Annotated in this window: 11 protein-coding genes; 4 read left to right on the top strand and 7 right to left on the bottom strand. The window is 63.3% G+C overall.

All coding sequences use genetic code 11. The annotated features are described in order from the left end of the window. The first annotated feature begins 401 nt into the window (after window positions 1–401). Window positions 402–1,997 carry a phytoene desaturase family protein gene (locus tag FLG15_RS13820; RefSeq protein WP_150146579.1) on the top strand — a complete coding sequence of 532 codons (1,596 nt, stop codon included), beginning with the start codon at window positions 402–404 and terminating at the stop codon, window positions 1,995–1,997. A 107-nt stretch (window positions 1,998–2,104) separates the two neighbouring features. On the opposite strand, the gene FLG15_RS13815 is transcribed toward FLG15_RS13820, so the two are convergent. Both FLG15_RS13815 and FLG15_RS13810 read right to left on the bottom strand, forming a co-directional pair. Further along, the gene (locus tag FLG15_RS13815; RefSeq protein ID WP_017159243.1) at window positions 2,105–5,197 is read right to left on the bottom strand and encodes a TonB-dependent receptor; all 3,093 of its coding nucleotides are present in this window, start codon (window positions 5,195–5,197) and stop codon (window positions 2,105–2,107) included. 361 nt (window positions 5,198–5,558) lie between these two features. Next, complete coding sequence (locus tag FLG15_RS13810; protein ID WP_057678829.1) at window positions 5,559–8,549, bottom strand: TonB-dependent receptor plug domain-containing protein; 2,991 nt, start codon at window positions 8,547–8,549, stop codon at window positions 5,559–5,561. 332 nt (window positions 8,550–8,881) lie between these two features. On the opposite strand from FLG15_RS13810, the gene apbC reads away from it, so the two are divergent. After that, the gene (apbC, locus tag FLG15_RS13805; RefSeq protein WP_057678828.1) at window positions 8,882–9,733 is read left to right on the top strand and encodes an iron-sulfur cluster carrier protein ApbC; all 852 of its coding nucleotides are present in this window, start codon (window positions 8,882–8,884) and stop codon (window positions 9,731–9,733) included. A gap of 93 nt (window positions 9,734–9,826) precedes the next feature. After that, window positions 9,827–10,396: a dCTP deaminase gene (dcd, locus tag FLG15_RS13795; protein WP_005912996.1), complete on the top strand. Its 570-nt coding sequence runs from the start codon at window positions 9,827–9,829 to the stop codon at window positions 10,394–10,396. 157 nt (window positions 10,397–10,553) lie between these two features. On the opposite strand, the gene FLG15_RS13785 is transcribed toward dcd, so the two are convergent. The 4 genes from FLG15_RS13785 to FLG15_RS13770 all read right to left on the bottom strand — a co-directional run bounded on the left by FLG15_RS13785 (window position 10,554) and on the right by FLG15_RS13770 (window position 12,274). Further along, window positions 10,554–10,739 (bottom strand): LiaF transmembrane domain-containing protein, encoded by a 186-nt coding sequence (locus FLG15_RS13785; protein ID WP_057678827.1) that lies wholly within the window; start codon window positions 10,737–10,739, stop codon window positions 10,554–10,556. A 246-nt stretch (window positions 10,740–10,985) separates the two neighbouring features. Next, window positions 10,986–11,153: a LiaI-LiaF-like domain-containing protein gene (locus FLG15_RS13780; protein WP_008577498.1), complete on the bottom strand. Its 168-nt coding sequence runs from the start codon at window positions 11,151–11,153 to the stop codon at window positions 10,986–10,988. Window positions 11,154–11,180: 27 nt separating this feature from the next. Continuing rightward, on the bottom strand, window positions 11,181–11,615 hold the full coding sequence (locus tag FLG15_RS13775) for an HIT domain-containing protein (protein ID WP_057678826.1): 435 nt from the start codon (window positions 11,613–11,615) through the stop codon (window positions 11,181–11,183). After that, entirely contained in the window at window positions 11,612–12,274 is a 663-nt protein-coding gene (locus FLG15_RS13770; protein ID WP_039567227.1) for a dienelactone hydrolase family protein, read from the bottom strand. Before FLG15_RS13770 ends, FLG15_RS13775 begins: the two co-directional genes overlap by 4 nt. 181 nt (window positions 12,275–12,455) lie before the next feature. On the opposite strand from FLG15_RS13770, the gene rimO reads away from it, so the two are divergent. Further along, entirely contained in the window at window positions 12,456–13,829 is a 1,374-nt protein-coding gene (gene rimO / locus FLG15_RS13765; RefSeq protein WP_150146576.1) for a 30S ribosomal protein S12 methylthiotransferase RimO, read from the top strand. A gap of 334 nt (window positions 13,830–14,163) precedes the next feature. On the opposite strand, the gene greB is transcribed toward rimO, so the two are convergent. Beyond that, a complete protein-coding gene (greB, locus tag FLG15_RS13760; protein ID WP_150146573.1) occupies window positions 14,164–14,670 on the bottom strand; it encodes a transcription elongation factor GreB in 507 nt (168 codons plus the stop codon). Between the last annotated feature and the right edge of the window lie 96 nt (window positions 14,671–14,766).

Here is a 14,766-nt window from a genome sequence, read left to right as displayed (position 1 = left end):
GCCCCGTCGCCGGGGCCGTGGCCGGCACTCTACGCCTCGCCAGCCGGATGGCATGGTGTCGAAGGTCATGGGTGCGGGGTGTAGAGGGCCGGGCGAGGCGCCAGCTGTTGGGGCGCGGCGGCGTCGACCATCATGTGAGCCACCTGGCCAGCGCCAGCAGTGCAACGGCGGCGCTGCCGATCACGCAATATCCAGCTGTCGGCTTGACGTGCCGGCCTGCTCAGCCGCGAATCCTTAGGCGTGGCACTTGCTGCAACGCCTAAGGCGACTTTGCAGCGGCCGTTCTTCGTCTTGCCGGCGGCACGCGCCGGCGCGTGGGTGCGTTGGGAGCGACGGGCAGGTGCTCAGACGCTGCCGCTGCCAGATGGTGGGCGCGGGTGAGCGGTGCTATATACCAGTGCATGCCCATCGCCCCTGAACCTTTGGATGCACTGATCATCGGCGCCGGCCACAATGGGTTGGTGTGCGCTGCCTATCTGGCCAAGGCTGGCAAGCGGGTGCTGGTGTTGGAAGCGCGCGAGGTGGTTGGCGGCGCGGCGGTGACCGAGGAATTTCATCCCGGTTTCCGCAATTCGGTGGCGGCGTACACGGTGTCGTTGCTGCAGCCCAAGGTCATCGCCGATCTGGCACTGGAGCGCCATGGCCTGCATGTGGTGCCGCGACGGATCAACAATTTTCTGCCGTTGCCGAACGGTGACTATCTGCTTGCCGGGGCAGGGCGCACGGCACAGGAAGTTGCCAAGTTTTCAGCGCGGGATGCTGCCGCCTTGCCTGCCTACGAAGCGCGGTTGGAGCAACTGGCCGACGTATTGCGTGCGCTGGCCTTGCAGCCACCACCCGACGTCACCGATGGCGGCTGGCTGCGGGCATTGCCGCAGCTATGGCAGGCAGGCAAGCTTGGGCTGCAGTTGCAAGGCCTGCCGCTGACATTGCGCCAGGAGCTGTTGGACCTGTTTACGATTTCAGCGGCCGAGTATCTGGATCGCTGGTTCGAAAGCGCGCCGATCAAGGCCTTGTTCGGCTTCGATGGAATCGTCGGCAATTACGCCAGCCCCTACACGCCGGGCACCGCCTACGTGTTGTTGCATCACGTGTTCGGGCAGAGCAATGGGGTCAAGGGAGCGTGGGGCCACGCCATCGGTGGCATGGGCGCGATCACTCAGGCCATGGCCGCCAGCGCGCGCGAGCACGGGGCGCAGATCCGTACCGGCTGCGCGGTGGCGCACGTGCTGGTAGAGCAGGGGCATGCGGTCGGTGTCGTCACGACTGCTGGCGACACGATCCGCGCCCGCGCGGTCGTGGCCAACGTCAACCCGAAATTGCTGTATCAGCGCCTGATGCGCCCAGGCGACGTGCCTGCGACGACGCGCGAACGTATTGCCCATTACCGCTGCGGGTCGGGCACCTTCCGCATGAATGTCGCGCTCTCGCGCCTGCCGGACTTCACCGCGTTACCCGGCGATGGCGATCACCTGACCGCCGGCATCATCCTGGCACCGAGCCTGGACTACATGGACCGCGCCTGGCATGACGCGCGCACGTTGGGATGGTCGCGTGAGCCCGTGGTCGAACTGCTCATTCCCAGCACCCTGGACCACACCCTTGCGCCGCCGGGCCAGCATGTCGCCAGCCTGTTCTGCCAGCATGTAGCACCGCAACTGCCCGACGGCAGGCGATGGGACGATTACCGCGAAGAGGTGGCCGATCTGATGATCGCCACGGTGGAGCGCTACGCGCCCGGGTTTGCCGCATCGGTCCTGGGCCGGCAAGTGCTGAGCCCGCTCGATCTGGAACGCATCTTCGGCCTGGTTGGCGGCGACATCTTCCACGGCGCCCTTAGCCTCAATCAACTTTTCAGCGCACGCCCGCTGCTGGGCCAGGGTGCGTATCGCGGCGCGGTGCCGGGGTTGTATCTGTGTGGATCCGGGACCCATCCCGGCGGAGGTGTGACGGGTGCGCCTGGGCATAATGCGGCGCGGGTGATTCTCCGCGGCTGAGCCAAACCGCTACCCATCTGCAAAAAAAGCCCCGAACTAGCCGGGGCTTGGAGCAAATACCGATGACGGATCGAAGACGTCGTGACGTCTTCGATCCTCTTCTCGCATCAGAAATCGTACGAGGCGGTTAGGCGTACATAGCGTGGCGTGTTGTAGTTGTAAGGCTGCAGACCTACCCGGTAGGTGTTGGAGACGTTGAAGGGAACATCGCCTTCGTAGACGCCATCGACACGATTGACCGTTCGATCGTTGAGGACGTTGAAGATCTGCACGCCAAAAGCCAGCTTGTGATCGGCGAACGTCGGGCGGTAGGTCAAGCCCAGATCGAGGTTCTTGATCCACGGCGTACGGCCTGCGTCGCCAGGAGACGATGGTTGTAGGCCGCAATAGTGGTACGAAGAGCCGTAGCCGATCGGGTCGTAGTCGACCGCCGCCGCATCCGGGCCGCCGTAGAAGCCCAAGCAACTGATCGGTGTGCCCGACATCACGCGAAGGGTAGCGGAGGCCATCCATTCCGGGTTGATCTGGTAGGCACCGAACGCCTTGATCTGGTGGCGCCGATCATTAGCCAGGCTGCCGCCGGCGTAATACATCAGCTCGGCAGAATCCCAATCCTGCGTTTTGGATACGTCGGCCTGGCCGAGGTCCGACTTCACCTGACCTTCGGTGTTGCCGTAGCTGTGCGACCAGGTGTAATCGATGCGGCCGTACCACTTTTCATCAAACGGGTGTTCCAGGAACAGGTCGACCGAGACATAACTGCGCTTGGCTTTGTCGGTGAAGCCCCAGTCGGACTGCGACATGGATACTTGGGTATATCCGGAGCCATCCACGTTAGCGAGATTGTAGGTGTTGGTTTTACCTGGGTTGAACATTACGCAGCCGGGAATATCTACCGCGTCCGGGTTGCCACCGCTAGCTTCTAACTTGTCTGCAATACGTCCGGTATCGCAAACGTCGTCGATGGCGGCCTGCAATTTGCGGTAGGTGACTTTTGCGCCCGAGTTCCAGCTTTCGCCCAACGTCTTCTCGAAGCCCAGGATGAACTCATCCTGATACTGAGACTTCAAATCGGTTGGCGCAAAGGCATTCGGATCCGGAGCCTGGCCGTATTCCCCATTGCTCGACACTGGACCTGGGCCGATTGGCCGCAGGCCCGTCGGTTCGCCGTTGGCATCGATGCCGGTATAGGCGAAATACTCGTCCGTGTAGGTCGAAGCAGACGCACCGCGAATCGCGACCTGATTAGGCAGGGCGAGGTAGTAGCGTCCCAAATTGGCGAAAATCTTCAGCGAGGAGTCGCCGAACACGTCCCAGCTAGCGCCCAAGCGTGGTGCCCACTGGTCGCCGCTGTCGACATAGGGCACGTGATCGCTATTGAAGTTGGTGAACTTGTCGTTGCGGATACCCAGGGTCAGCAACCAATGGTCGTTGACCTGCCAGCGGTCTTCCAAGTAGTAAGCCTTCTGCTCTACCGCCATGCTGGTGGTGGTGGTGAAGATACGTCGTTGCGCGTAGTAGCCGTCGGTGCCCGGGCCGGTAGCGCCCACGCCCAGCGTTCCGCGAACTGGCGAAACTTCGTCACCAGCGCTGCCGTAGATCCATTGATATCCTGGACCGGTCGTGCGCACGCCTTCGTCGTAGGCGTTGAAGTACATGTTGTCCACACCAGCGGTCAGATCGTGGTCGCCTAGCCGGTAGTTCAACTCCAGACGCAGATTGCGCGTCTTGTTAATCGGGTCATCTGCTTTGGAACGGTTGGTCGCCTGGTTGTTGGAGATCGGCGTGCCACCGGTGATGGCCGGATTTTGCAAATTCAAGCCGGCGATGAAAGGCAGCGAAGATACCAGCGGGTTGAACTGTTGGTTGTGCTGCGTGCTGCGGCCCCAAGTAGCGTTCACCGTTAGGTTGTCGGTGATGTAGCCGGTGTACTTGAAGATATCGTAGCTATCTTTGATCTTATAAGTATCCGCGTAGAGGCCGGACGGCCCCCCATCGGATCGTGTCTCGTAGTCATAGTTGCTGTAAGCGCCAGCACGACGATCCGTATTCTCGATACGGGTGTACTCGAGAATATTGTTGTCGTTAATGTTCCAGTCGATCTTTCCGTAGAACTTTGGCGAGCTGTATTCGTAATGATTGCGTCCTTGCGCGGTAGCCGCGGTCGCTGTGTTGGTTGCCGCACCGTCGGTCTTGTCGGTTTCGCCAGCAACGAAGATAAACAGTTTGTCTTCAATCAGCGGGCCACCGGCGTAGGCGCTATAGACCGTGCGGCTTTGCACGTCGCCCTTGCCGCTGCGATAGATCGTGCCCGGCAGATCAGGATCCTCATACTTGTAGCGCGGATTGGAGTTGAGCGTATTGCTTGGGTACCAAACATCGCCGACCGAACTCGCTAGGTTCTTCGGCTCCCACACCGCCTGCGCGCCGAAGTGCCATTCGTTGGTGCCGCGCTTGCCGACCTGGCTGATCACGCCACCTGTCGAGCGCCCGTAGCGCGAGCTGTAACCACCGGTATAGGTTTCCTGCTGATCAATTGCGCCATAGGGCAGGCTGACGCCACCCAGGTTGCTCAGTGGATTGCTGACGTTGAAACCATTGATGTAATAAGCATTTTCGGTAACGCCGGAACCGCCGAAAGAGACCACCGAGCGCGAACCGTTATTGAACGCGCCGCTACCAGCCACCGCACCCGGCGCCAGCAACGCAATCGCTTCGGCGCTGCGGCCCAGCGGCAAGGTAGCCAACTGCTCGGACGTGATCACCGAGCGCGAGCTGGTCGAGCTGACATCGATCTTCGGCGCGTTGGCGGCGGTGACGGTGATCGCGCCGAGCGTGGTTGCATCGGCGTTGCTGCCCGATGCGGCCGCGCCAGCGAAGGACACTTCGGTGCCCGAGCCGACGCGCAGCTGCACGTTCTTGCGGGTGTCGACGACCTGGTCGCCGCGCTTCAGGGTGACGGTGTAGGCGCCCACCGGCAGCGAGCCGAGGTTGTAGCGGCCATTTGCATCCACCGTGATGGTGCGGCTGAGACCGGTGTCGCTCTGCACGACGATCGTGCTGCCGGCTTCGGACGGGGCGCTACCGTAAATGCTGCCGGTGGTGCTCTGCGCGTAGACCGCGCCGTTGGTTAGGCATGCACCGAGCACGACAGCGAGGGCGGTGCGTTTGAGGACTTGGCGACGAAACTGATTGCTCATTCCTGACCTTTCAACTGGAGTTCGGATAAGGGGCGGTCATCGGGGAGTCAGATGGCCTTAACCCGAACGTAATGAATGCCTGCTACAGAGTGCAAGCGTCTGACATGATTTGTTAATGAAATAACCAGAATCCGCGTCGAAAGTGAGGAATTCGGCACAAAGTGGCGTTGTGTTGCACACGTAGGCAAACGGCCTGGAGCGACGCTTTCGACTTAATAGTTACGTTCGATACAGATTGCTTGGTGTAACCGACTGGATCGAACGCTTTGAATATTGCGCGCGGCAAGCGAAGATCTACCGCGTTGGCAAAGCCGCAAAAAAAGCCCCGACAAGCGGGGCTTTTTCTAGGTGCGTGGGGCCGTCAGAATTTCACCGTCGTCCCCAGGTAGAAGAACCGGCCCACGTTGTCATACAGCGCAGATGTGAAATCCGCGCCGAAGTAGTTGCGTGGCGGATCCTTGTCGAAGGCGTTGTCGATGCCCAGGTACACGTCGATCTTCGAGCCGGGGAATTGATAGCCGAACTGAAAGTTGTGGTAGACGTACGAGCCGTTCCTGATCGGGCTGGCCGAGCCAGGGTTGCTGTTATAGCTCTCCGGGGTCACGCGCAGGTTGCCGTCCACATAGTTCATGTCCCACGAGGCGCGCCACTCGTTCCGGTTGTACTTGGTCTGGAACTGCGCACGCCAACGCGGGTCGGTCACGGAGGTCACATACTCGTCGTATTCGGCCGGGAAGTCCTGGAATACCCATTCGCGCGACTGGATCAGGCGGGTGCCGACGAAGCGCAGCACGGTATTGCCTTCGCCGAGCCGGAAGCGGTAGTCCATTTCCAGATCCACGCCCACGCGACGCGAACGGGCGAGGTTTTCGTTGAGTGCCTGCCAGCCGATGATGCTGTGCTCGGGATAGATGCGCCCCTGCGGGTCGGTGAAGCCGCCGAGCGGGGCGCGCTGCACGAAGCCGCAAAAACTGTTGCCGATCCCGCCGGGGTTATCCACGCAACGGGTGGCATTGGTTTCCGCGGTCACCGTGCCGATGGCATCGCGCAGGTCGATGCGCCAGTAGTCGATCGACATGCCGAATCCTTCGAAGAACTCCGGCTGCCACACCACGCCATACGAGAGGCTGCGCGCGCGCTCCGGCTTGAGTTCCGGATTGCCGCCGCTCACGCCGGGGCGCGTGGAGGTATAGGTGTCGATCCAGCCGACCGGCACGCCCAGCGCGCTGCAGTTGGCCTGACGCAATGCCACATCGCCGGCGGTGCCGGGGCGGTTGGTGTTGGTGGGCAGGTAATTGCAGGGGTCGTTGATGGTGGCGAAGTTTTCGCTCTGCGATGCGTACAGCTCGCCGATGCTGGGCGCGCGTACGGCCTGTGCCAGCGTGCCGCGCAACCGCAGCGACGGGATGATGGTCCAGTCCAGCCCGATGTTCCAGGTCTTGGTCGAGCCGATGCTGCTGTAGTCCGAATAGCGTCCCGCCACGTCCAGCGCCAGGCGCTCCACGCCCGGCAGGCCGGCCAGCAGCGGGACGGTGCTTTCGACGAACACTTCCTTGACGCTGTAGTCGCCGCCACTGTTCGGGATCGCGTTGAGGAAGGTCGCGCCCGACGCGGCCAATGGATCGGCGACTTCCTCGCTCTGTTCCTTGCGGTATTCCACGCCGCCGGCAAAGCCGATGTCGCCGGCCGGCAGCGACAGCAGGCTGCTGTTGGCCACCGAAGCACTGAACACGGTCTGCTGGATCTTGGCCTGCGAGCGCGCGGTGGTGTTGAACCACGCAGCCGCTTCCGGGGTAACCGCCCCATTGCCGAACACGCTGAAGGGCACGCAGCCTTCGCGGGCCAGTGCCGAGTACACGCGGCCGGTATTGGGATTGACTGCAGTCGGATCCAGCGTGGTGCGGCACACGATGTTGCCGCTGGCATCGCGCGCCGCATCGATACCGGCCTGCCAACGCTCGTTGATACGGTTGTTGAGGTTGAGGCGGTCGACCGTGGTCTTGCCGTAGTTGGCAGATACGTCGTAGGTCCAGTTGTCGGTGAAGTTGCCTTCGGCACCGAGCACGGCGCGGTAGGTCTTGCGCTCGATGTTTTCGCCGCGACGGCCGGCATCGACGTTGAAGCGGTTCATCAGGATCTGGGTGGCGCCGCGCGAATCCATCAAGGCGCCGAGTTCGGGACTGACGTACGGGTTCTGGCGACGCACGCGCAGCGAGCTGTCGAATGCGGGTTGGCTGAAGAATTCCGCATCGGTTTCGCTGTATTTGCCTTCGAAGAACACGCGATGGTTTTCGCTGATCTCGAAGTTGATCATCGTATTGACGCTTTTGCGGTCGAAGCCCGGTTGCAGGTCGGCCACCGCGTTGAGGTCGACAAAATCGCAGTCCACGCACGAGGTGTTGCTCACCACCGAGCCGTCGTAACGGTTGCGCCGGAAGCTGCCATCGTCGTTGAACAAATAGCGGTTGCCGTAGCTGGCCGGGTTACGGAAATCGAACGTGCCCAGGTTGAAGGTGCCGCCGTAGGAGGTCGAATGGTTGCCGCCAGGGCCACTGAGCACGTTCTGGGGGTTGCGTTCGCTTGCCGGACGGGTGGGGTCGAAGCCGGGATTGGGCACACTCACCAGATACTCGCGGCCGATGGCGCGATTGCCGCGACCAAAGCGATCTTGCTTGCTGTATTCGCCGGACACCGCGATGTTGCCGCGGCCGCCTGCGAAATCGGTACCGGCAGAAAAGCTGGCAAACGAGCGGTTGAAATTGCCTTCGTCGGCCAGGCCGGTCTGCGCGCGGGTTTCGAAGCCGGTGAACGATTTCTTGAGAATGAAATTGACCACGCCGGCCACGGCGTCGGCGCCGTACACCGCGGACGCGCCGCCGGTGATGACTTCCACGCGTTCGATCCATTCCACCGGGATCGTGTTGACGTCCACCGCGGTTGAACCCGGGCTGGAGCCCACATGGCGACGGCCGTTGACCAGCACCAGCGTGCGGTCTGCACCCATTGCGCGCAGGTCGAGCAGGCCCAGGCCGGCCGTGCCGATGAAGCGTGTGGAGTTGCCTAGCGTGTAGGTCGGGGCGAGTGCCGGCATACGCGCCATCAGGTCGCTGAGGGTGGTCGCGCCGGTGGCGCGGATTTCCTCTGCGGTGATCGCGGTGACGGGCGAGGGCGTGACAAAGCCGGTGCGCGCGATCCGCGAGCCAGTGACGGTGACTTTGTCCAGATCGGTCGTATCGGGCGCGACGCCATTTTCCGATTGGGCGGCGGCGTTGCCTGCGGACGCGGCAAGTACGCCGAAAAGTGCGGTGCTGAGGCGGTGGTGGCGGGTGCGTTGCGGGGTACGGCTCGACATGATGCTGCAGATCCTTGCTTGAAATTCGATTGGCACAGCTGGGCTCGCTGAGCGCCGGCTGAACTTTTCGAACGTAACAATTCCTTAATTTTGTGTCCATATTTGCAAAATATGTCACACCATGGCACGCGGCAACGCGCGAGCGTCGGTCGGGGTTGCCGAACACATCAGCTGTTTTTGGCCGAGCCAGTACACTGACGCCCTCTTTGATGTCGCGCCGGGCGATGCTTGCCTCGCTCGCGCATTGGCACACAACCAGTCGAGTAAGCGATGAACACAATGGTGGAACGTGGTTCGGTAGCGGCACGCGCCGTTGCGCAGGCAGTTGGCGCATGACGGGCGAGCGCAGAATCGCCGCGCACGCGGTGCAGGGCGCATTGGCGCCACATCCGCGCATCCGCAACGTGATTGCGGTGGGGTCGGGCAAGGGCGGCGTGGGCAAGTCCACCACTGCGGTGAATCTGGCACTGGCGCTGCGTCAGTTGGGCGCGCGCGTCGGCGTGCTGGATGCCGATATCTATGGCCCCAGCGTGCCGGCGATGCTGGGCCTGAGCGGGCGCCCGGACAGCCCGGACAACAAGTCGATCGAGCCGTTGCGTGCGTTCGGGATCGAGGCGATGTCGATCGGCCTGCTGGTCGATCAGGACACCCCGATGATCTGGCGCGGGCCGATGGCGACGTCCGCGCTGACCCAGCTGTTCAACGACACCCTGTGGGACGACCTGGACTATCTACTGATCGACCTGCCACCGGGCACCGGCGACATCCAGTTGACCCTGTCGCAGAAGATTCCGGTGGCCGGTGCGGTGATCGTCACCACCCCGCAGGACATCGCCACGCTGGACGCGCGCAAGGCCTTGAAGATGTTCGAAAAGGTCGAGGTGCCGGTGCTGGGCATCGTCGAGAACATGGCGGTGCATACCTGCAGCAACTGCGGGCATCGCGAGCATCTGTTCGGCGAAGGCGGCGGCGAGCGCATGGCGGTGCAGTACGGTGTGCCGTTGCTGGGCTCGTTGCCGCTGGAGATTACAATCCGCGAGCAAGGCGATACCGGTCAGCCGATCGTGGTCGCCGCACCGGAGTCGGTGGCGGCCAAGGCCTACCTGGCGGCGGCGACGCGGCTTGCCGAGGAGCTGGGCAAACGCCCACGCGCCAGCATCCCGATCTCGGCGTCCCTGCTGTAGCGCATCGGGGCCGGCGATGCCGGCCGCTGGTAGAATTCGCTGTCTTCGCGCGGGCCGTTCGGCCCGCCGCCTTCCGTCTTCAAGGAACACCGCATGAGCATCAAGAGCGACCGCTGGATCAAGCGCATGGCCGAACAGCACGCGATGATCGAGCCGTTCGAACCCGGCCAGATCAAGCACGATGCCGCCGGGCAGCGCATCGTCAGCTTCGGCACCTCCAGCTACGGGTACGACGTACGCTGCTCGCGCGAGTTCAAGGTCTTTACCAATATCAACTCGACGATCGTCGATCCGAAGCACTTCGATCCCGGCAGCTTTGTCGATATCGAATCGGATGTCTGCATCATTCCGCCCAACAGCTTCGCACTGGCGCGCACGGTGGAATATTTCCGCATCCCGCGCGACACGCTGGTGGTGTGCCTGGGCAAGAGTACCTACGCACGCTGCGGCATCATCGTCAACGTGACCCCGCTGGAGCCTGAGTGGGAAGGCCACGTGACGCTGGAATTCAGCAATACCACGCCGCTGCCGGCGCGCATCTATGCCAACGAAGGCGTGGCGCAGATGCTGTTTTTCCAGTCCGACGAAGTGTGCGAAACCTCGTACAAGGACCGCGGCGGCAAGTATCAGGGCCAGACCGGTGTGACCTTGCCGCGCACGTAGGGCAGCGAACAAGACGGCTGCGCTCACTGCCAGGCGGGCGCGGCCGGCACTCGGAACCGGCATGCACGCTGCGTACATATCGGGTCGTTCATGCCCGCCTGCCGGGCCGCTCATTACGTTGTTGGCCGCTCTTGATGCAATGGCGCGGCCGTGACCTTCAGCAGGTTGCGGCCGTTTTCTCGCGATAGCGCAGCAGCTGGCGCACGCCGGCGGCGATCAGAAATACCGGCCACCAGGTTGCGATCAGGTTGCCCACGTCCAGATGGGCCAGCCCCAGGTTGTCCAGCAGAAACAGCGCGCCCATGACAATCAGGAACAGGGCGGGGATCAGGCGGTAGTTCATGGCGATGTCCTCGTTGGGTATGAGGCCATGCTGCGCCCGATGCGCCCCGCGATCAGGTGCCGGAAGTCAACAATTGCAGATGACAAACGTCATGCCGGTCGCCTCATTCGGTGCGACTTCGCCAGCGGAGCGCAGCAGCGCACCTCAACGCGCAAGCGCCAATCCCGTCGATCCGCTGGAACATCAGCAGCGCAATCAGCCCGCTCTAACCAATCCCGAATCCCAACTCCTCAATCCCGGCGCCACCTATTTGCCGCGCCCGAACAGCATGCCGATTCCGCATGCAACCAATGCGGCTGGCCACCACGTGGCGATCAAGCGACCAATGCTGAGATTGGTCCAGCCTAGGTTGTTGGCCAAGAACAGCAGGCCGACGAGGATCAGGATCAGCGCGGCGACGACATTGGATTTCATGCGGGAGACTGGTTGAAAGACAGGCGCCTATCGTAGCCGTTGCGCCCACGTCGCGACATGCTGCTGCAACGCGTCGGCCGTAAAGCGCTGCGCACTGCCGCTGCCCCAGACGGGCCCGGGCCAGGCGGCATCGCCGGGGTGACGGCCGACCAGATGCACATGCAGCTGCCGCACGATGTTGCCTAGCGCGCCGATATTGAGCTTGCCCACCCCAGGTTCGGCGCGTAGCAACTGCGAGAGCTGGTTGATTTCGGCCAGCAATAAACGCTGCTGGCCGCCATCCAGATCGATCCACTCACTGACATCGGCCACCCGTGGCACCAGCACTAGCCACGGGAAGCGGCTGTCGTCCATCAGCCGCACCTGCGACAGTGGTCCGTCGGCGACGAACACACTGTCGGCTGCAAGGCGCGGATCGAGCTGGAAGTCGCCCGCAGGCCTGTCCGGTGCGGCGTCGCTCATCCCAGGTGCGCCGCGAAGAAGCCCAGGGTGCGCTCCAATGCACGCTCGGCGCTGTCGGCGTCGTAGTGGGTGGGGTCGATGCTGCGGTTGAAGGCGTGCCCGGTCGGATACACGAAGGTTTCCATCTGCGGCAGTTTCTCGCGATGGGCCTGGATCGCCTCGGGCGGGATGCTGGCATCGCGCTCGCCGAAGTGGAACATCACCGGCGCCTTGGGGGTTTCGTCCAGCAGCTGGGTGTTGCGGCCGCCGTAGTAGCTCACCGACGGCAGCCCCAGGCGAATGGCCGACAGCAGCGCGACCGAGCCGCCCCAGCAGTAGCCCACCGTGCCCACCTTGCCGGCGCGGGTCAGCAGGGTGGCGGCGGCTTTCACCACCTCCACAGCGCGCTCCAGGCCGACCGCATTGGCCAGTGCCAGGCCCCGCTGCAGGCTTTCCTGGTCGTACGGCAACTGCACATCTTTTTCTTCCAGATCGAAAAAGGCCGGTGCCAGCACCTCGTAACCGCGCGCAGCGTAATCGTCGGCCACCGCACGGATATGTTCGTTGACGCCGAAGATCTCTTGAATCACCACCAGGCCGCCGCGCGGGCTGGAAGCGGGTGTGGCGTGCCAGGCGGCGACTTGGCCGTCGGGGGTGTCGAGCGTGGTCCAGTGACCCATGGAAACTCCTGCTGCAGTCTGGGGGAGGCGCGCATTATCGACCGGATCGGCGGGGGTGAAGGTGAGGGTTCCGCTAAGATGGCCCCGCGTGCGCGGCATGCGGTTCAGAGCGCCGCCCCCGCGCCGCTATAATTGACCCGCTCAGGCCCCAGGCCGCTCCGTTTCCCAGGCTCCTGCTTCCATGTCCCAGCTGAACCCCAAAGTCGGCTTCGTCAGCCTTGGCTGCCCGAAGGCGCTCGTCGATTCCGAACGCATCCTCACCCAGCTGCGCGTGGAGGGCTACGACATCGTGCCCAGTTACGACGCCGCCGATGTGGTGGTGGTCAATACCTGCGGCTTCATCGATTCGGCGGTGACCGAATCGCTGGATGCGATCGGCGAGGCGATGAACGCCAACGGCAAGGTCATCGTCACCGGCTGCCTGGGCAAGCGCCCGGAGCAGATTCGTGAGGCGTACCCGCAAGTGCTGGCGGTATCCGGCCCGCAGGACTACCAGAGCGTCATGGAGGCAGTGCACGCGGCGTTGCCGCCGCGTCACGATCCGTTCGTCGATCTGGTGCCGGACTACGGCATCAAGCTGACCCCGCGCCATTACGCTTACTTGAAGATTTCCGAAGGCTGCAATCATCGGTGCAGCTTCTGCATCATTCCCTCGATGCGCGGCGATCTGGTCTCGCGTCCGGTCGATGAAGTGCTGCGCGAAGCCGAGCGGCTGGTGCGCGGTGGCGTCAAGGAATTGCTGGTGGTGTCGCAGGACACCTCGGCCTACGGCGTGGACCTGAAGTACGCCGAGCGCCCGTGGCGCGACCGCATGTACCAGACCCGCATGAAGGCGCTGTGCGAGGGCTTGTCGGAGCTGGGCGTGTGGACGCGCCTGCATTACGTGTACCCGTACCCGCACGTGGACGATGTCATTCCGCTGATGGCCGAAGGCAAGCTGCTGCCGTATCTGGACATCCCGTTCCAGCACGCCAGTCCGCGCATCCTCAAATTGATGAAGCGCCCGGGCGCGGTGGAAAAAACCCTGGAGCGCGTGCAGCGCTGGAAGGCAATGTGCCCGGAGATCACCGTGCGCTCGACCTTCATCGTCGGTTTCCCTGGCGAAACCGACGCCGAATTCGAATCCCTGCTGGACTTCCTGGATCAGGCGCAGCTGGACCGCGTCGGTGCGTTTGCGTATTCGCCGGTCGACGGCGCCAGCGCCAATGCCTTGCCGGACCAGGTGCCCGAGGAAGTGAAGCAGGAGCGCCAGGCGCGCTTCATGGCCAAGCAGGCGCAGATCTCTGCGTTACGTCTGGAATCCAAGATCGGCAGCGTGCAGCAGTGCCTGGTGGATGTGATCGAAGACGACATCGCGGTCGCCCGCTCGCGTGCCGATGCCCCGGAAATCGACGGGCTGGTGCATATCCAGAACGGCGGCGAGCTCGGCTTGAAGGTGGGCGATCTGGTCGATGTGGAAATCACCGACAGCGACGAGCACGATCTGTTCGGTGATGCACTGCCGTCTGGCCCTGCGATGCAGCCAGGACGGACGTTGAACCTGCAGATCGTCTAGCCGCCGCAGGCTGCCGGATGGCCGATGGTCGATGGCCGATCGCGTCGGTGCTCCCGGCTGCGCCGGACCGTCGGCGCACATGCCCGCTGGGCACGCCAAGCCACAGGGGCGGGCCTGCGCGCGACGCGGCGTGCCACGCGCAGTCGCCCCCCCCACACGACGCGCTGCACTACCCGCATCGCGTGTGGGCATGACAGTGCCGCATGAGGGAGCGTGCGAGCGCATCAGCGCGCCGCGAGGCAGTGCTGGGGTCATAGGTGTTCGGTTCTCCGGGTGTCGATGACCGCCGTTGCTGATGCACGGCGCCAGAGTCGCTTCGCGCGCTGTCTATCGCCTACAACGGCACGTATTGCACCGACACCACCACAAACGTGTGCTTGCCGGCCGGCAAGTGCGCGTCGAATTCGTCGTCCACGCGCTTTTTCAGTAGTGCGCGCGCCAGGGGCGAATCGATGCTGATCCAGCCGCGTCCCGCATCGGTTTCGTCCGGGCCGACGATGCGGTAGCGCAGCAGCTCGCCGCTGTCGGCATCTTCCAGTTCCACCTGCGCGCCGAAGAACACCGCGTTCGCGTCGGTGGGTGCCGTATCCACCACGCGCAACGTTTCCAGCCGTTTGCTCAGATAGCGCACACGCCGATCGATTTCACCGAGCTGCTTCTTGCGATAGGTGTATTCCGCGTTTTCAGAGCGGTCGCCTTCGGCGGCGGCCGCCGCAAGGGCACGTACCACGTCGGGCCGGCGTACGCGCCACAAGTCGTCCAGCTCGGCCTTGAGGCGGGCATGGCCTTCGGGCGTGATCAGCGCGGTGCTTTTCTCGGCAGGTGGGCGCCAACGGCTCATGGGGCAGGCAGTTTCGAACGGCGGGGCCGCGATGCTAGCGCGCATGACGTGCTTGCGCATCTGCCGCCGCACAGCGAAGCTTTGCGCCATTCTTAG

It is taken from the genome of Xanthomonas phaseoli pv. dieffenbachiae, from assembly GCF_008639345.1.
GTDB classification, from domain to species: Bacteria; Pseudomonadota; Gammaproteobacteria; order Xanthomonadales; family Xanthomonadaceae; genus Xanthomonas; species Xanthomonas phaseoli.
Note: the sequence above shows the minus strand (reverse complement) of the source record. Positions and strands in the feature narration are given on the sequence as shown.